The organism is Leclercia sp. CFBP8987, from assembly GCF_034044995.2.
GTDB lineage: Bacteria > Pseudomonadota > Gammaproteobacteria > Enterobacterales > Enterobacteriaceae > Enterobacter > Enterobacter tamurae.
In genome coordinates this window covers 3751069-3768337 of sequence record NZ_CM188255.1, presented here as the reverse complement: position 1 = coordinate 3768337, position 17269 = coordinate 3751069, and the positions used below count along the sequence as shown (strand labels likewise).

General features: G+C 55.2%; 25 protein-coding genes. 9 read left to right on the top strand and 16 right to left on the bottom strand.

Annotation, left to right across the window (positions count from 1 at the left end):
- Nucleotides 1–203: 203 nt before the first annotated feature.
- Nucleotides 204–596, bottom strand: coding sequence for a YdeI family stress tolerance OB fold protein (locus SOM40_RS18115; RefSeq protein ID WP_262672578.1), 393 nt, complete (start codon nt 594–596; stop codon nt 204–206).
- Nucleotides 597–738: 142 nt separating this feature from the next.
- Here SOM40_RS18115 and SOM40_RS18110 point away from each other — a divergent pair, with 142 nt between their 5' ends.
- The 4 genes from SOM40_RS18110 to SOM40_RS18095 are packed head-to-tail and all read left to right on the top strand — an operon-like array spanning nt 739 to nt 3230.
- The gene (locus SOM40_RS18110; RefSeq protein WP_320530490.1) at nt 739–1251 is read left to right on the top strand and encodes a hypothetical protein; all 513 of its coding nucleotides are present in this window, start codon (nt 739–741) and stop codon (nt 1249–1251) included.
- Between the two features lie 9 nt (nt 1252–1260).
- The gene (locus SOM40_RS18105; RefSeq protein ID WP_106994946.1) at nt 1261–1713 is read left to right on the top strand and encodes a DUF421 domain-containing protein; all 453 of its coding nucleotides are present in this window, start codon (nt 1261–1263) and stop codon (nt 1711–1713) included.
- A complete protein-coding gene (locus tag SOM40_RS18100; RefSeq protein WP_106994947.1) occupies nt 1710–2234 on the top strand; it encodes a 2-oxo-tetronate isomerase in 525 nt (174 codons plus the stop codon). Before SOM40_RS18105 ends, SOM40_RS18100 begins: the two co-directional genes overlap by 4 nt.
- A 9-nt stretch (nt 2235–2243) precedes the next feature.
- Nucleotides 2244–3230: an SDR family oxidoreductase gene (locus tag SOM40_RS18095; protein WP_320530489.1), complete on the top strand. Its 987-nt coding sequence runs from the start codon at nt 2244–2246 to the stop codon at nt 3228–3230.
- Nucleotides 3231–3337: 107 nt separating this feature from the next.
- On the opposite strand, the gene cydB is transcribed toward SOM40_RS18095, so the two are convergent.
- From cydB to SOM40_RS18065, 6 genes are all read right to left on the bottom strand, one after another.
- On the bottom strand, nt 3338–4348 hold the full coding sequence (gene cydB, locus SOM40_RS18090) for a cytochrome d ubiquinol oxidase subunit II (protein WP_106994949.1): 1011 nt from the start codon (nt 4346–4348) through the stop codon (nt 3338–3340).
- Complete coding sequence (locus tag SOM40_RS18085; RefSeq protein ID WP_106994950.1) at nt 4348–5751, bottom strand: cytochrome ubiquinol oxidase subunit I; 1404 nt, start codon at nt 5749–5751, stop codon at nt 4348–4350. The genes cydB and SOM40_RS18085 overlap by 1 nt, the downstream gene beginning before the upstream one ends.
- Before the next feature lie 76 nt (nt 5752–5827).
- Nucleotides 5828–6700, bottom strand: a complete 873-nt coding sequence (locus tag SOM40_RS18080) for a manganese catalase family protein (protein WP_106994951.1) — start codon at nt 6698–6700, stop codon at nt 5828–5830.
- 15 nt (nt 6701–6715) lie between these two features.
- Nucleotides 6716–7222, bottom strand: coding sequence for a ferritin-like domain-containing protein (locus SOM40_RS18075; protein ID WP_320530488.1), 507 nt, complete (start codon nt 7220–7222; stop codon nt 6716–6718).
- Nucleotides 7223–7253: 31 nt separating this feature from the next.
- Nucleotides 7254–7748, bottom strand: a complete 495-nt coding sequence (locus tag SOM40_RS18070; RefSeq protein WP_106994953.1) for a YciE/YciF ferroxidase family protein — start codon at nt 7746–7748, stop codon at nt 7254–7256.
- A 92-nt stretch (nt 7749–7840) separates the two neighbouring features.
- Nucleotides 7841–8026 (bottom strand): con-10 family general stress protein, encoded by a 186-nt coding sequence (locus SOM40_RS18065; RefSeq protein WP_032613375.1) that lies wholly within the window; start codon nt 8024–8026, stop codon nt 7841–7843.
- A gap of 585 nt (nt 8027–8611) precedes the next feature.
- On the opposite strand from SOM40_RS18065, the gene SOM40_RS18060 reads away from it, so the two are divergent.
- Complete coding sequence (locus SOM40_RS18060) at nt 8612–9130, top strand: hypothetical protein (RefSeq protein WP_106994954.1); 519 nt, start codon at nt 8612–8614, stop codon at nt 9128–9130.
- Between the two features lie 64 nt (nt 9131–9194).
- Here SOM40_RS18060 and SOM40_RS18055 read toward each other — a convergent pair whose 3' ends face one another.
- The 9 genes from SOM40_RS18055 to SOM40_RS18015 all read right to left on the bottom strand — a co-directional run bounded on the left by SOM40_RS18055 (nt 9195) and on the right by SOM40_RS18015 (nt 14661).
- Nucleotides 9195–9368 carry a hypothetical protein gene (locus SOM40_RS18055; RefSeq protein WP_166183533.1) on the bottom strand — a complete coding sequence of 58 codons (174 nt, stop codon included), beginning with the start codon at nt 9366–9368 and terminating at the stop codon, nt 9195–9197.
- A gap of 80 nt (nt 9369–9448) precedes the next feature.
- A complete protein-coding gene (locus SOM40_RS18050; RefSeq protein WP_106994955.1) occupies nt 9449–10012 on the bottom strand; it encodes a hypothetical protein in 564 nt (187 codons plus the stop codon).
- A 61-nt stretch (nt 10013–10073) separates the two neighbouring features.
- Complete coding sequence (locus SOM40_RS18045) at nt 10074–10511, bottom strand: hypothetical protein (protein ID WP_106994956.1); 438 nt, start codon at nt 10509–10511, stop codon at nt 10074–10076.
- Between the two features lie 395 nt (nt 10512–10906).
- The gene (locus SOM40_RS18040; RefSeq protein WP_166183529.1) at nt 10907–11251 is read right to left on the bottom strand and encodes a HigA family addiction module antitoxin; all 345 of its coding nucleotides are present in this window, start codon (nt 11249–11251) and stop codon (nt 10907–10909) included.
- Nucleotides 11252–11294: 43 nt separating this feature from the next.
- Nucleotides 11295–11618, bottom strand: coding sequence for a type II toxin-antitoxin system RelE/ParE family toxin (locus SOM40_RS18035; protein WP_166183527.1), 324 nt, complete (start codon nt 11616–11618; stop codon nt 11295–11297).
- Nucleotides 11619–11838: 220 nt separating this feature from the next.
- A complete protein-coding gene (locus SOM40_RS18030; protein WP_320530487.1) occupies nt 11839–12732 on the bottom strand; it encodes a PhzF family phenazine biosynthesis protein in 894 nt (297 codons plus the stop codon).
- 184 nt (nt 12733–12916) lie between these two features.
- The gene (locus SOM40_RS18025; RefSeq protein WP_225758237.1) at nt 12917–13603 is read right to left on the bottom strand and encodes an RluA family pseudouridine synthase; all 687 of its coding nucleotides are present in this window, start codon (nt 13601–13603) and stop codon (nt 12917–12919) included.
- Nucleotides 13604–13745: 142 nt separating this feature from the next.
- Nucleotides 13746–14222, bottom strand: coding sequence for a DMT family transporter (locus tag SOM40_RS18020; RefSeq protein WP_225758238.1), 477 nt, complete (start codon nt 14220–14222; stop codon nt 13746–13748).
- A gap of 4 nt (nt 14223–14226) precedes the next feature.
- Nucleotides 14227–14661 (bottom strand): DMT family transporter, encoded by a 435-nt coding sequence (locus tag SOM40_RS18015; RefSeq protein ID WP_032613369.1) that lies wholly within the window; start codon nt 14659–14661, stop codon nt 14227–14229.
- 100 nt (nt 14662–14761) lie between these two features.
- On the opposite strand from SOM40_RS18015, the gene SOM40_RS18010 reads away from it, so the two are divergent.
- From SOM40_RS18010 to SOM40_RS17995, 4 genes are all read left to right on the top strand, one after another.
- Nucleotides 14762–15694 (top strand): LysR family transcriptional regulator, encoded by a 933-nt coding sequence (locus SOM40_RS18010; protein WP_320530486.1) that lies wholly within the window; start codon nt 14762–14764, stop codon nt 15692–15694.
- 24 nt (nt 15695–15718) lie between these two features.
- Nucleotides 15719–16303, top strand: coding sequence for a hypothetical protein (locus tag SOM40_RS18005; RefSeq protein WP_320530485.1), 585 nt, complete (start codon nt 15719–15721; stop codon nt 16301–16303).
- 204 nt (nt 16304–16507) lie between these two features.
- Nucleotides 16508–16717: a hypothetical protein gene (locus SOM40_RS18000; RefSeq protein ID WP_106994969.1), complete on the top strand. Its 210-nt coding sequence runs from the start codon at nt 16508–16510 to the stop codon at nt 16715–16717.
- 185 nt (nt 16718–16902) lie between these two features.
- Complete coding sequence (locus SOM40_RS17995; protein ID WP_166183501.1) at nt 16903–17268, top strand: hypothetical protein; 366 nt, start codon at nt 16903–16905, stop codon at nt 17266–17268.
- Nucleotide 17269: the final 1 nt, after the last annotated feature.

The window sequence follows — 17269 nt, the reverse complement described above, 5'->3', positions numbered from 1 at the left end:
TAAGCAAAAAAGAATACAATGTGAATTTGTGTAAAATTGTTTAAGTATTGCGAGGGGAAGGAAAGGGGGATTAATCCTAAAGCACAGAATTATCCGAGTTTTGGGCTCCTCAATTCTGGTAGGTTTGCGTCTTGAGAGAATATATTGGGGGTTTCACGTGGATGTCAGGAAATATCCACGCGAAACTTAAGTGAAATTGACGATTATTTCTGGATGCGGTCGACACGTACCACAGGCGGGTTGGATTTCTTATCCAGACTGCCGTTAATGCTGATCATATTATCGGGCTGAACGGTGCGGCCATCAAATACGGCCTGGGGAATAATGGTATCAATAGTGCCGGTTTTATCGCGGAATTTAAATTTATCCCCACCTGAGCCATCAATTAAATTACCCCGCAAGGAGATCGTAGCCCCGTCGTGCATCTCTTTGGCCTGCTCTACGGTCATGATTCTGGCATCTTCCGCGCCACGATAACCATCATCCAGCGCATGTGGCGCCGGAGGGGCAGTATCTTCCTTCAGTCCACCATTATCTTCGGCATACGCCGCCGGGATTAAAAGACAACACAATAAGGGTGCGACAGTTAATTTCATACAGCCTCCTTGGTTTAACTGGCTTGACAGATTAAGCCTGGTTGCTATTTTTTATTTTGCAAACAGGAACAGTCTTAATCAAAATTATCTATAAAAATCATCTGGCTGCATAATATTAATAAGCGAGACGGTGAGGTGATATATGGCGAATGCAAAAGAAAAATCCCCTTCTTTGCCCGGCGTGAAACAGAGCCATGCCGCCCTGCAGTTTGAATACAACGCTCACCGCTTCGGTTTTGTACTGTTATTGCTGATTATTGCCGCTGCGCTGTCAGGGCTTTTTTCGGGCGGTTATTTTAGCGACGCGACAAAAACCAACGCCGCCAACAGCGTGCAGGTGGAATATCAGCGTTTTGGCCGACTGCTCTCTCCCGTGGAGTTGAAAATTACCTCGCCGGGTCAGGGTGAGACTCCGCTGACGCTGCGCATTGGCGGAGAATATATGGCACGAACGCAAACCGATAATATCTGGCCGCAGCCCGATGAAATGCGCAGCGAGGGCGGGGAGCTGGTGCTGGTTTATCAGGCGGCAAAAGCGCGTCAGGATTTTACCGTCTGGCTCTACAGCACCCCGCAACAGCCGGGTAAAACCGTCACTACCGTCACAGTAAATAATCAGCCGGGGCTCTCTTTCTGGCAATTTATCTATCCTTAGGGGTCCCGCATGGAAATGATACTCAGGGCAGTGGCGATTTATCTGATTTTGCTGGTGGTGTTTAAAATTGCCGGAAGGCGGGCGCTGCTGCAGATGACCAGCTTTGATTTGATCCTGTTATTAATTATCAGTGAGGCCACCCAGCAGGCGCTGCTGGGTGAGGATTTTTCGGTTACCGGTGCCATGTTAACCATTATTACGCTGGTGGTGATTGATATGCTTTTCGGCGTGGCAAAAAAATATATCTCCGGCGCGGAATCGATGCTCGATGGTTCCCCGGTTATTCTGGTGGTACACGGTGAATTACAGAACGAAAAATTAAAAAAAGTGGATGTCTCCTGCGACGATATATTGGTATCGGCCCGACAAAATCACGGTATATACCAGCTGGAGAAAATTAAATACGCCATCCTTGAACGTAACGGGCATATTTCGATTATTCCCGAAGAGAGTGAATCATGAAAGAAAATATCTGGAACCAGGCCAAAACCACCAAGGAACTCACCAGCCAGGTGTCGACGGTGTTAACTGATTTAGGCTGGCTGCTCACCACGGCGGAGTCCTGCACCGGTGGCAATGTGGCCTCTGCGCTCTGCGCCGAAAAGGATACCGCCTCGTTCTTTGGCACCGGCGTGGTGACCTTCAACAATGAAGCCAAGCACAAGGTGCTGGGGGTGAGTAATGCCACCCTTGAAAAATACACTGCCGTGAGTAGCCAGACGGTAGGGGAGATGGCCGAGGGGGCGCTGAAGCTGGCCGATGCGGATGTCAGCATCGCCATCAGCGGCTACGCCGGCCCGGACGGCGGCGAGGATGGCACCCCGGCGGGTACCGTCTGGTTTGGCTGGTGCTTCCGCGGCGAGGTAACTACCGCCGTGCAGCACTTCACCGGCGAGTGTGAAGATGTGATTGAGAAAGCGGTTCGCTACGCGCTTTCTGAACTGTTGCGGCAGATCCCGCACTGGAAAAAGCAGTTGCACTAAGGAGAGGCTATGAGTGTGGTGGTGATTACCGGCGCTACGGCTGGGGTAGGCAAAGCCACGGCGCTGCGTTTTGCAGCGGCGGGCTACGATGTGGGGCTGATTGCCCGGGATAACCACAGTCTGGAAGCCACGCGGGCGGAGGTGGCGAACTACGGCGTCAACTGCCATGCGGTGAGCGTGGACGTGGTGGATGCCGGGGCGCTGAGCCAGGCGGCCCGGACGCTGGTCGATCGGCTGGGCGCTATCGACGTGTGGATAAACAACGCCATGTGCACCACCCTGGCGCCATTTTACAGCATGACCGATGATGAATTTCGTCGGGTGATGGAGGTGACCTATCTGGGCTGCGTCAACGGCACGCGGGCCGCTATGGAGCATATGATACCGCGCGACAGCGGGGTGATTATTCAGGTTGGTTCCGCGCTGGCCTACCGCTCCATTCCACTGCAATCGGCCTACTGCGGCGCCAAGGCGGCGATCCGTGGTTTTACCGACGCGCTGCGAACCGAGCTGATGCATGAGCGCAGCGGCGTGCATCTGGCGATGGTACAGATGCCGGGTCTCAACACGCCGCAGTTTGACTGGGCGCGGAATAAGTTCGCCTACAGTATGCGTCCGGTGGCACCGGTGTTTCAGCCGGAGGTCGCCGCCGAGGCGATCTACGGCGTGGCGCAGAAGCCGGTGCGCGAGCTGTGGGTAGGGCGCAGCACCATCGGGGCGATTGTCGGCCAGTTCCTGTTCCCCGGCTTTCTCGACCGGATGATGGTGAAAAAGGCCTGGGAAGGGCAGATGGAGGAGGTGCTCAATCCACCCGATCGGCGGGATAACCTGACCAACCCGGTCGGCGGCGAGCACCGGGTGCACGGCCATTTTACCCCGGAGGCCAAATCCCGCGCCGCGGCGATCACCTCCGGCGTACCGGGCAAAGCCCTGCTGGGCACCGCCGCGCTGGCCGGACTGCTGTTAATTGGAAAGTGTCTCACCCGGCGGAAATAGCAAACAGGCCGGGTGCGGCAACGCCCGGCGGCGCTGCGCTGGCCGGGCCTACGGATCTTGCATGCTGCGGGATTTTGTAGGCCGGGTAAGCTTCAGCGCCACCCGGCTTAGTGGTAACCCTCGGTATCCCTGACCTTGCCGCGAAACACGTAGTAGCTCCAGGCGGTATAAACCAGAATCAACGGGATGATCAGCAGCGTGCCTACCAGCATAAACAGCTGGCTGGACGGCGGGGCTGCCGCGTCCCAGATGGTAATACGGGGCGGGATAATGTTGGGCCACAGGCTGATGCCCAGCCCGCTAAAGCCGAGGAAAATCAGCCCGAGCGTCAGCAGGAATGGCCGGGCGTGGCTGTGCGGGTTGCGGGTGAGCCGCCAGATCCATACCCCGAATACCGCCACCAGTACCGGCACCGGCATGAAGTAAAAGAAGTTCGGCAGCGAGAACCAGCGATCCGCCACATACTGCCAGCCAAAGGGCGTCCAGACGCTCACCACTGCCACCACCACCAGCAGCGCCAGCAGCACATGACGGGTCAGCTCCCGCATATGACGCTGCAACGCCCCTTCGCTTTTCATGATTAGCCAAGTCGTGCCCAGCAGGGTATAGGCCACCATCAGCCCCAGCCCGCAGAAGAGATTGAACGGGGTCAGCCAGTCAAGGGCAGAACCGGCAAAGCGGCGGCCCTCGACGTCGAAACCGTTAATCATCGCCCCGACCACAATCCCCTGGCTGAAGGTCGCCAGCAGCGAACCGCCCGCGAAGGAGTAGTCCCAGAATTTGCGGTGCGACGGCGTGGCCTTAAAGCGAAACTCAAAGGCCACGCCGCGGAAGATCAGCCCGATCAGCATGGCGGTGAGCGGGATCGTCAGGGCGTCGATGATCACCGCATAGGCCAGCGGGAAGGCACCAAACAGCCCCGCGCCCCCCAGCACCAGCCAGGTTTCGTTTCCGTCCCAGACCGGGGCGACGCTGTTGACCATCACGTCACGCGCCTGCGGGTCACGCTCAAAACAGAAGAGCATGCCGATACCCAAATCGAAACCATCCATGATGATGTACATCAGGGTGGCGAAGACGATGATAGCAAACCAGATCACTGAGATATCGACGCCCATTATGGTTTCTCCTCTTCCGGTACCGGTTCCGCCGCCGAGAGCGGACGCGCAGGTCTGCCGTCAGTATTCACCGAGAGATTGTCGGTAGGCTGCGGTCCCTTCTTAATCAATCGCACCAGATAGACAAACCCCACGCCAAACACCGAGCAGTAGACAACGATAAACGCCAGCAGGCTAATGCTCATCTGCAGGGTGCTGTGCAGCGATACCGCGTCAATGGTGCGCAGATAGCCATACACCACCCACGGCTGGCGGCCAACCTCGGTAGTGATCCAGCCCGCGAGGATCGCCACCACGCCGGCCGGCCCCATGCTCAGGGCAAACCAGTGGAACGGACGGGAGTGATACAGCCGGTGGCGGTGACGCAGCCACAGACTCACCACGCCCATCAGGATCATCAGCATCCCGAGGCCGACCATCACGCGGAATGACCAGAAGACGATCAGCGAGTTGGGTCGCTCATCTTTCGGGAAGTCTTTCAGGGCCGGAACCTGCTTATCCAGGCTGTGGGTGAGGATCAGGCTGCCGAGCGCCGGGATCTCCAGCCCGTATTTGGTGCGTTCCTCTTCCATATCCGGGATGCCGAACAGCAGCAGTGGCGTGGCTTCACCCGGTGGATTTTCCCAGTGGCCTTCAATGGCGGCAATTTTTGCCGGTTGATGTTCGAGGGTGTTCAGGCCATGCATATCCCCGACAAAGGCCTGAATCGGCGCAACCAGCAGCGCCATCCACAGCGCCATTGAGAACATCTTGCGCACCGCCGGCCTGTCGTTCCCGCGCAGCAGATGCCAGGCTCCCGAAGCACCCACAAACAGGGCGCTACTGAGGAACGCGGCGATGGACATATGGATCAGGCGGTAGGGGAAGGAGGGGTTAAAGATGATGGCGAACCAGTCCTCGGGGATCACCTGGCCGTTCTCGATGCTGAAGCCCTGCGGGGTGTGCATCCAGCTGTTGGAGGCGAGGATCCAGAAGGTGGACATCAGGGTGCCCAGCGCCACCATGCAGGTGGCAAAGAAGTGCAGGCCGGGCCCGACTTTGTTCCAGCCAAATAGCATTACGCCGAGGAATCCCGCTTCGAGGAAGAAGGCGGTCAACACCTCATAGGTGAGCAGCGGGCCGGTGATGCTCCCGGCAAACTGGGAAAAGCCGCTCCAGTTGGTACCGAACTGGTAGGCCATGACCAGGCCGGAGACCACGCCCATCCCGAAGTTAACCGCGAAGATTTTTAACCAGAAGTGATACAGCGAGCGCCAGACGTCATTTTTGGTCTTCAGCCACATGCCCTCAAGCACCACCAGATAGCTGGCGAGGCCGATGGTTAAGGCCGGGAAGATAATGTGAAACGACACTGTGAAGGCGAACTGAAGCCTGGCGAGATGGAACGCATCGAGTTCGAACATCGTACTCTACCCCTGTCAGCGAAATGCCCCGCAAGGAACGGGGCATTGTGGTACAGCATTTTTCTTCGGCGCGGGGTTACGGTTTTTTCTTACCGGCCCCCAGCTCAGCGCCAGTTAGCGGATTGGCTTTCGGATCCGACTCGGAGCGTTTCGCCATCGCTTTCAACAGAGCGGCCTGCTCTTTCGACAGCGTGACCTGAGCACTACCGTCCCCACCGTCAACGGCAGGTTGCGGATCGGCAACGTACTCGAAGTTTTCGTCGCTGTTCCAGCTGCCGCGAAGATCATCACCTGCAGACATATTGTAGTAGGTGGTGGCGTATTGTTCGATTGGCGGCAATTTCCCCGGTGGGAAATTATTGCGAATCGACTGCAGCGCCTTCTCAAACGAGAGCTGGTGCGCGGCTTCACGGGTCATCAGGAACGCGAGGGCATCTTTCACCCCAGGATCGTCGGTAACGTTGATCAGGCGTTCATAGATGATCTTGGCACGTGCTTCTGCCGCGATGTTCGAGCGCAGGTCGGCTGTGGCCTCACCAATGGTGTCAATATAGGCCGCAGTCCAGGGTACGCCCGCGGAGTTGGTCAGCGGTGGCCCACCCCCGTACAGCAGGGAGGTGATGTGGCTGTCGTTACCGTTTTGCGTCAGGGAGCGGTAGAGTTCCGCTTCGCTTTCGGTGCCTTCTGCCAGTTCGCCTTTGGCACCTTTATTCAGCATACCCACCATTGTGCCGATGATTTCAAGGTGGCTCAGCTCTTCGGTGGCGATATCCATCAGCATCTCTCTGCGACCTGGATCGTCATCGCCCAGCCCCTGCGTAAAGTAGCGGCAGGCAGCGGCCAGTTCACCCTGAGGGCCGCCAAATTGTTCAAGCAGCAGGTTCGCGAGGCCAGGATTCGGCTCGGCAACGCGAACGGTGTACTGCAGCTGTTTTACGTGTCTAAACATAGGCTCACTCCTGGGTTATTTTTTCGCTTCCACGCCGTCAGCATCTGAACGCAGGAGGAATTGTTCCGTGGTATCCGGAATGTGCTGGATGAGCCAGTCGGCCATGCGTTGTTCTTCCGCAAGGATAGATTCGATAGCAGGTATTGACGCCACGTCTCCGGCTTTTTTCGCCGCGGCCAGCAGAGAGGTGTAGCAGGCAATTTCAAACTGTTCGAAAACGTAGCCGCTAATAGAACCTTTCACGATCTCATCCGACGCGGCCATACCGCCCATAGACTGGCCGAACGCCATCATTTTGCTCATGGAGTCTTTCAGCATCGAACGGGAAATATCGTTACGATCAAGGATCTCTTCCAGCAGAGTAATCTGGTGTTTTGTTTCAGTTATATGTTGCTCGATGCGAGCGCGTACATCAGGATAATTATCGATGCGGCTGGCCATAGATTCGAGCATAGATTCAGCTTGCTTTTCCATGGCGTGAGCATCGCGTAGCCAGTCATGGTAATGTTCTACGTGATTCATATTTTCTTCCTCGGGTTCGGTTAATTCCGGCTTACTTTTCTGCTTTCTGATTAATATTACCGACGGCCAGATCGGTGAGTTTAAGATCGGTGGATTTCTCTTCTTCCAGCGTCTCGGCTAATAGTTTTACCGCCTGGGTATAGCCTAATTGCTCTGCCAGCGTGGCGAGCGTGCCATAGCTGGCAATTTCATAGTGTTCGACTTTCTGCGCTGCGGCGATCAAGGCAGCATCGCGCACTTCGTTTTTCTCTGTGCTTTCAAGGACTTCATTGGCTTCTTCAATTAAGCCTTCCATTGCAACGCATTTCATTCTTTTCAGTTTAATATTCGGCGTTTTCTCCACGATCTGATCGATACGTTCAATCTGGCCGTGGGTCTCTTCCAGGTGCGCTTTAAACGCAGCGCTCAGATCCGGGCTGGAGGCTTCGCGGGACAATTTAGCCAGGGCACGGGTCAGCTGTTTTTCAGCACTGTAGGTGTCGGATAGCAAGTGAATAAATACATCTTCTATACTTTTCATATTCATACGCTTTTCTCCAGTGACATAAAAATTCTGCGAGCCCGCGGACCCGCAGATTACCGATTAAAGTGAATAACAGGCTTTAATAATGAGATGAATTAAGAGTTGTCAGACTTACGTCCGCCACCATGGCTATGCTGACCGCCCTTTTTACCTGCTTCAGAAGCGCGCTGCGGATCGTTTTTGAAATTACCGCCGCTTTGCTGTCCACCTTTTTTCCCTGCTTCAGAGGCTTTTTCACGATCTTGCGAGAAATTACCTGAACCACCACGTTGCTCTGCCATATTATGTTTCCTCATATACATCGTTTATGTCAGTAAGATACGTTTTCATTCGTATCCGTTGTCGTTCAGAATTAAATTTAGCCAGTAATTTTGAAGAGTCAAACCAGATTTTTCGTATAATTTCCTGCCCTGGTGCTGAGTTGTATGAATATATCGGTTCGCTTGTTTTCAAAATATTCTTCTACAAGGTTATGTTATCAAACGACCTTCCGGGTTGAGGGCTTTGTACGCTTTTCTGTGTCTCGCTGAAGCGTGCGGATCCAGACGCGGCGGGGTTCTTTACTGAAGTTTACAAATCGGGTAAGCGATGCATAGCGCATAAAAAATTAAAATACGTGGGATTAGTCTTAATTGATTTCTTATATTATTCGCAGCGCTAAGGAGTGACTAAAAAATAATCTAGCGAAGCGGTTAAGTATATTATGCATGGATTACAATGATTCATCGAAAATTCTACTTCGAAAAGGGTAAGCGAAGGGCCGGATTAAAACCCTGATAAAGTATGATGGTGGATCTGCTGCCATCGACAATACTGAGCCGGAGCGGTGACGCGGTGTCATCCTGCTAGCTGCAACGGTGAGCCATATGATTGATTTCATTTCGGGTATCCTGATCCACACTCCCTTCTGGGTCTATCTCATCCTTCTGTTTCTGATAAGCCGGGGCCTCAAGGCGCGCAAGCCCGCGACCGTGGCGCTGGAAAAGCTGGCCATCATCCCGGCCATTTTTCTGCTCTGGGACATCTACGATCTGTTGGTTTTCCGCACGCTGACGCTGGCGACCGGCTCCCTGTGGCTGGTGGGATTGCTCAGCGGTGCGGCGATGGGCTACATCCTGAGCAAACGCACGGTCGTCACGCGCGCCGCCGCCCCGCGCAGCATCTATCGTGAGGCGGACTATTCGGCTCTGCCTTTTATGATGCTGGCCTTTGCGGTGAAGTACGTATTGGGCGTGATGAGCGCCATCGCACCCGACGTGTTGCAGCGGCCAGGGGTAAGTGCGTTCGCCATCATCACCGGCGGGCTGTTCGCCGGGGTGTTTGTCGGCAAGTTTGTGCGCTATGTGCGGGTGTATCTGGCGGCGGAGATGCGGGAAGTGGGGTGAGGGAAATCCCCTCTCCCTGGAGGAAGAGGGCTGGGATGAACGTGCCGCGTAGTGGGATACTCCGTTAGCCGACGTTAACGAGTTCAGCTTTCTTTGTTGGCCCAACGAGGTCCATCTCTTTTTCCCGCTGGCCCACTTGTGCAAGTTTGTTGCCGTCAATAGTTGCCCAGAAGTCTGCGGCGCGTTTGGCAGCAGCAGTCGCTTTAACAGAATCGATTTTTTTGTTTTGCTTGATCATAACGTCTCCCGGTTGGTTTTTAACCATTTCATCAGAGTTTACAGCGGTCGCGTTTGCCTGACAAACAGTCGATTTTTATCTCAGTGGATACCCATCACTTTGCGTCGAATCGTTGTCTGAATATCAGCTACTGCAGAGGACATTTTGTTGGGGGCGTAAAACACTTGTGAGAATCCATACGATCGATAGCGTGGTTTCATGTCCTCCAGGGGGTCATGTATCACCACATCATCAAGTTCCATCATGCTGCAAAATGTTGTCGAATAGATCAGGGCAATAATAAAGACGTTACCTGTAAGCGCACTCTTTTTGTGAGCTATCAGATTTTCCAGCATGCAAATGGCGAACTCCTCCCTGCGAGCATCATATTTGCAAATTATTGCTGCATGCAGGACAGCAGAATCATATCCCTTCGTACTTTTTAGGCTTATATCTAAGATACCGTTATCGTTGGCATTTCCACGATAATGCTCTATTGCCCAGCGCCAGTTAAGAACCGCGTTATCGTTCTCATTCCAAAGGTAAGTTTTGTCTTCCTCGCTTAACGAACCTACGATGATGCTATCCCAACCGAAGCTCTGAATGATTTTTTGAGTAGTATGAAGGCAGTGTTCATGTATTTCCTGGAGCGATAAATTGCTCATGTCATCAGCCATCCTTAGCTGTCATCTTCCCCTCACGCTATTGTGAGGGGAAACATTCACATTAGTTAATCCACTCCACTCCCGCATCGGTTGCCAGCCAGCGCGGCGCCTTCAGGCGCTCGGCAAAATAGCTGGTTAACTCTGCCAGCAGATCGCTCATGGTGCAGGCGGTATCCGGTGCCAGCGTATTGCTGATTAACAGCCGGGCGATCGCTTCACAATAACCGCACAGCGCATCGGATTCCGGTGCGAACTCCGGCTGATGCAGGGGCAGGGAATCAACGGTGAGATATGCCTCAAGATCCCGGGGAATGGGCTCATGCAGCGTCGGTTTCAGCAGTGCCAGGCAGGCAGCGAGGCGGCCGCACAGGGCGATTTTCATTGTCGGATCCTCTTCGCACAGCATCGCTTCGCAGAAGCGTTCGCAGTTATCGGCCAGTTCGGTGAAATCGGTGTTGTGGTCGAAGGGGGCGGTAATGAGCGGGTTGATAGTAGCCATATTTATGTTCCATTAAGTGGTTTATTTACCGCCACCCGGAAATGCCAATTTCGCGGGTGGCAGAACTGAACGGAGTTGGCATTACCGGCCTTAATGGATACCGGCGCGTCTAACGACGCCCCCGTCCAGCCCACCATAGAAGTGTTGCCAGACGCGCGGTGCGTTACAGCCCCGCGTCACCATTAAGTTTAACCGGGATGCCAATCCCGACGCCAGATGTTGCTGACGTACCGACACCCTACGCCGCAAATAGCCACTGTTAAAGCAGGGAGATAAGGCAGTTTTCATTCCTGCGAGGCGTCTTCAGAAACGAATGTGAATCTGGAGCGCTGTTACATAATTTGGGCGTAAAAAAGCCCACCAGAAGGGTGGGCGAGAGGCGTATTGTCGTAGCATTACGCCACAGACGATTGCGCTTTCCTCTTAGCCAGCATCTCTGCCGCAGTAATGATCTGCTGATGTTCCGCCTGCATGCGCTCGTCGTGCTGAATTTCCCAGATATCCACGTTCAGCTGCAAGTTCAGCCAAAATTCAATGGTGGTATCAAAAGCCCGGGCTAGCCGCACGGCCATGTCCGTGGTCAGTTTTCGGTTGTTATTGACCAGCGCGCTGACGCTGTTTCTGTGCACGTTAAGCATCTCTGCCAGATCGGCAATTTTTAAATGTAGCGGCTCAAGAAACTCGTTAAGCAGAATATCGCCGGGTGTGGTCGGTTTACGGGTGCTGTTTGTGAATGCCATTTTATGACCTGCCTTGTTTAGCGGGTGTCCCCATCTACATCACTCATCGGTGAGCATTGTAGGTATGAGGATCAAGATAAATCCCTTTCGCCTTACCGCCTGACCAGATGAAAATCAGTCGGTATTGCCTGTTCACGCGTATCGAATAACAACCCAGAAGCGGCGAGCTCAACGCTTCAAGCTTGTTGCCGGGTGGGCTACGCAGATCCCGATATGAGGTCGCTGCGTTGATGATGTCGAGTTTTCGCATCAGAGCTGACGCTATCTCTGCCGGGATTTTTCCATGCGGACGTCCATATAGAAAAAACTCCTCAAGCCAGGTATCGCGAAAGTCAGAGATGCTCCTTAACGTAAGTGGTGTGGTCATTCTCCATCCTGGTGAACGTAGGTCAGTCTAATGCACTCATGCACTGTGCGCAAGTGCGTTTGTTTACATGGTCCGTAATGGCAAATTAACCTGGAGTTTTAGCGTGTGGAAGCGTAGCGCTGGGGAGAATGTAAGGTCTGCGAGGCGTCTTCAGAAAAGGGGATGTGCGTAGGCCGGGTAAGGCGTAGCCGCCACCCGGCAATGTTCCACCGATGCAACCTTACAGCGTAAACGCCCCTTCCATGGTGATGACACAGCTGCCACCCACCCGGACAACGGACTTTCCTGACGAGGCGTCATACCCCGAATACAGCGTACTGGCCCGCCCCATATCAACGCCCTGGCTAACCTGCAGGGACAGCGTAGTTTTATCCCGATGCAACGCCAGCAGAGCGGTCACCGCGGCGGTGGCGCTGCCGGTGGCCGGATCTTCCGTCATGCGCGGCGTCAACATCCGCGCCTGCAGGTCGCCTGGCTCACCGGCATCTTTATCGAGGGTATAGGCATAAACAGAGACCGCACCATCAAGCGGCAGCACCGCGCGGAAGCCCTGCAAGTTCGGCACGCAGCGGCGCAGCGCATCCCGGGAGGCGAGTTCCACCACCAGGAACGGCAGGCCAACCGAGGCGACAAGCGGGTAATGCACCTCGGTGCGAATATCCTCTGCAGTCAGCGACAGGCAGGCGGCAACCTTTTCCGGGCTCACTTCAGAGCGGCAGGATAAGGCTTCCGGCGTCACGAGCTCCGCGCCAGTCACCGTGCCGTTGTCTTTTAACAGCCTGACGGGAACCAGACCTGCAATTTCCTCGAACAGCAGCGTCTCAGGCAGAGGCGTGTCATTCATCGCCGCATAGGTTGCCAGCACGTAAGCGGTACCGACGTTGGGATGGCCCGCGAACGGGATCTCACGTGACGGGGTAAAAATTCGCACCCGCGCGGTATGGGCAGCATCGTCCGGCGGAAGCACAAAGGTCGTTTCACTGTAGCCAAACTCAACGGCAATCCGCTGCATTTGCCCGGTGCTCAGATCCTCTGCATCTAAAACCACGGCGACAGGATTGCCCAGAAAGGGGGTGTCAGTAAAAACATCAGCCACAACATACCGTCTTTTCATTTACTGTCCTGAATGAAGTGATTAAAAGCAATGCATGGAAGGTACTTCCTTAGCGTGCAAATTAACACAGGCACTCATGGGAAAATGAAAAACGTCACCGAACGATCGACGCAGGTTTTACTGGCGTGGCGATCTCCATGCTAAACGAGGTTTAAAAATTCCTTTGAGTTCAGGTGATTCCTGTTCAGAACGGACTGGCATGGCGGGCGACGATCGGCTCCCCGCTGATGGGATGGGCAAAATGGAGCTCGCTGGCGTGCAGCATCAGCCGTGGCGTCCGCTCGGTGCCGGGCGGCAGGAGCCCGCCATACAGATCGCAGCCCAGAATCGGATGGCCCAACTGCTGGCAGTGGATACGCAGCTGGTGGGTGCGCCCGGTCTCCGGGATGAGTTCAACCCGCGTCACCGGCACTTCTCCCTGGTGATAAAAACGCTCCACCACCCGATAGCGGGAGCGGGCCGGTTTGCCGTTTATGGCGCAAATCGACATCAGCGGGAACAGCGCCGGATCTTTGGCAATCGGCGCATCAATCACCCCTTCGTCATCGGCCAGATGACCGCAGAGCAGGGCGGTATAGATCTTGGTCACGCTGCGCTGGCTGAACTGCTGGCAGAGGGCAGCATTGATCGCCTTGTTGCGGGCAATCACCATCAGCCCGGAGGTGCCGAAATCAAGGCGATGCACCAGCGTGCAGCCGGGGAAAGTTTGCACCAGCCGGTGATGCACAGAATCGAGATTTTGCGGATTTTTCCCCGACAGGCTGAGCAGCCCGCTGGGTTTATTGATCAGCACCAGATGATCGTCCTGCCACAGCGTCTCTATCGGAGTGTGGCACGGCGGGGCAATAAAAGTATCGATAATGGCAGACATCAGGCTGACCGGAGGATAAAAGAGGCGGGGATGATAACCAATTTGCCGCGGGCTGGCGAATCGGCTGTATTTGCCGGGTGGCGCTACGCTTACCCGGCCTACAACACCCTCGTAGGCCCTGCAAGCGCAGCGCCGCCGGGCATTATGTTGCCTGCGCAGGTTCTTCTTTCGTTTCCGGCGTTCTGCTGCTGGAGTAGATAAAGAACAACGCGATCCCCAGGCAGACGACAGCCCCCAGACGGCTCATCGAAAACGGAATGGCCGCATTGCCCAGCCAGCCGAAATTGTCGATCAGCATGCTCATGGTGAGCTGACCAAAAATCACCGCCACCGTGGCGACCGCGGTACCGATACGTTGCACGGCCAGCACCATAATCACGATGTAGGGCACGCCAAACATCGCCCCCAGCAGCTGCCATTTAGGCACATCCATCAGGGTGACGGCATGCTTCGGCTCAAAGAAGAAGATCAGCAGGGCGGTGACCAGCGCGCCGACGGAAAAGGTCAGGAACGCGCTTTTGAAGACGCCGACTTTGCTGCCCAGTTGGCCGTTGATGGCGGCCTGGATGCTCAGCGTCGCACCGCCGATGACCGCCAGAATAATCATGATAAATGTCATTGTGTTACCCCTGTGCAACCAGAACCAGCGCGGCGATGATGAACCCCAGCGCGATGATGCGTTTACTGTCAATTTTGCGGTGCGGCGTGCCTAGCAGGCCGTAATGGTCGATGATCAGACTCTTAAAGACCTGGCCCGCCAGGATGCCAATCATGGTCATGGCGATGCCGATGGCCGGTGTGGCGATGGTCAGAATAATGACGTAGACCGGGCCGAGCACCCCGCCCAGCAGTTGCCATGAGGGTTGGGCGAAAAACGACGGGCTGTTGCGCGGGCTGAAAAACAGCATCAGCAAAAAGGTCAGGGCGGCACCCACGCCGAACACGCTGAACGTGGCCCACAGATCGCCCACCTCGCCGCCGAGCGGCCCCAGCAGCCCAGCCTCGACGGACAGCCCCATGCCGCCCGCGATCACGAATAAAATCAATATCAGTTGCATACTACGCCGTCTCTCCATCGTTAAGGTCGGGAAGCGTACGCCTGAACATCCGTGAGAAAAATGCCATAATGCAATAAACACCTGTGCAGGAAATGCATTAATGTACGACGCCGCAAACATCAATATTCGCTGGCTGCTGATCTTTATTGCGGTCTATGAAACCCAGAACTTTTCGGTGGTGGCGCGGCGGGAAGGGGTTTCGGCCTCGCAGGTCTCCCGCGTGATTCATCAGCTTGAAGACGCCCTCGGCCAGCAGCTGTTCTACCGCAACACGCGGGCGATCATCCCTACCGAGAGCGGTCATCTGTTTATCCGCTTTGCCCGGGCGATGGTCAGTAATCTTGACGATGCGCGCCGGGAACTGGACGAGCGCAAGCGGGAGCCTTCCGGCGTGGTGCGCATCAATGCCCCGGTCTTTTTCGGCCAGCGGCATATCGCACCCGGCCTCCCTGGCCTGACGGAACGTTATCCCCGGCTTAGTATCGAGCTGACGCTGACCGATGATTATATCGATCCCCATCGGGATGCCGCCGACGTGATCTTTCGTATCGGCGCGCTGACCGACTCCACTTTTCACGCCCGTGTGCTGGGGCAGCAGTTTTATCACCTGGCCGCCTCGCCGGCGTACCTGCGCAAATACGGCACGCCGGGATCGGCGGACGATATTATGGGCCACAAATGCCTGGTTTATCGCGGCTCGTCCGGCCCCAACCGCTGGCTGCTGCGTCGGCCCGGCGAGGCGTGGACCCACTATCCCGTCACGCCGCTGATGTCATCCAACAACGCCGAAACCCTGCTTATCGCGGCATTGGGCGGAATGGGGATGGTGCTGTTCCCCGACTGGCTGATTGGCGACCGGGTCCACAATGGTGAGTTGATAAAACTCCTGCCGGACCACGAGGCCTCCATCAATACCGAGCCGCTCACTATTGCGGCGATCTACCCCCATACGCGCCATCCGCCGCTGAATGTGCGGGCAGTGATTGATTACTACGTGGAGGCCTTTGGTTCGCCGCTTTACTGGCAATCATAGGTTAATGCTCAAAGGAGAAGGTAAATGCGTCAACTGTCAGTCCTGTTCTGTCTGCTGTTACTCACCGGGTGCGTCGTCAGCTCGCCGCAAAAAGCGCAATTTAATGCGGAGTATCCCAACCGCCAGGATATTCGCAGTCACACGCTGTACCGCTTTATGACGAAACCGCTCAAGCCGGGTGGGGGGAAATACTACGGCGCAAACGATCTGGCCGAGACGCTGTATGTCAGAGCCGACAACGCGGCGATGGTGGAGTTACGCTTCAACTATCCCGGCAGATCGCTGCAGGTGAAATCGCTGGATGCGCAGAACAGAACGCTGCGGGAGGAGACTTACGCGCTGCTGGATGCGTCGGCGGCAAAACCGTCCGATGTCGAAAGCCGGTACTTCTTCCTGACCAAAGAGGGTGTACTGTTGACGAAGTATAAAAATTGCACCCCGGATATGAGCGTCGGTTGTCGCTGGCAGGGCCGCACGCTGTTTATTACCCGCAATGGCGATATGGCGGTGCAGTTAGCCAAAGGCGGCGCGGGCATGGCGTTTCTGGTGATCCCGTTTTATGGCTCGCAGAAATATCTGGAGATTTTCCCGAAGGCACCGGGCGCGTAATTGCCTTGCTCCCTCTCCCTTGAGGGAGAGGGCTGGGGTGAGGGGGGACAGGCCGCACTGCATCACCCGGTGGCGGCTACGCCTTACCCGGCCTGGAACACCGCTCCGATGCGCGCAAATACAAATTAATGAATTGTTATTATTGTTTTTAATTAGCTAACTATAAGACTGTAACTACGTTGATTATCTTTCAGGGTTACGCACATGTTTCTGTCATGGTGGATAATTGTTCCAGTCGTAATAGGGGTCGCCATACTCTTCGTCATGGTTTCCCGTCTCTCTAATGAAGTCGATAAGCTTGAAACGGCGTTAGAAGAGAGCCGGGGCCAGCTGAAGTCTCTCGGTTATCATGCTGATGCGTTCAAACAGGCGACGCGACGCGTACCTGAAAATTTACAGCGGGTGAAAAGTTAAACATCACCTGGCCAGGAATCGCCTTAAATAAATCCTCTTCTATACTCATTTACGTTTAGTGAATTATGCCGCTGTTCTTCACGCTGCGTTGATTTTTTAGCTACCGCCCGCGCCAATAACAGCTGCACATACCCACAAAAACGCCGTTTGAGTTATTTGTTCATTTTATAAGGGGACTTCCTGGTATGTTGCACTCTCAACCCTCCCGCGTCGGCAGCCTGTTGCTGTTGCTGGCTGCGGTCATTGGCTTCGCGGTGGCGTTATACGCGTGGCTGACACCGCTTACTGGCGTCACCGGTACTATCGGTGCGCTGGGCGTGGCCATCGCCTGCCTGTTTCTGGCAATCCTGAGCTTTATTTTGCGTGCCGCATCCCGTCGCGGCGGGCGCATTTTCCTGATTATTGTCACCCTCGTGTTCTTGTTTGGGATTGGTTTTGCAGCCGCGCTGCTGCACCAGTACATCATTACGGCAGCTATGGTGGTCGGCCTGGTCGGTCTGATTATGCTGAGCAGCAATTCCGTTCGTCACAATCCCCGCGTCAGAGCCTGAG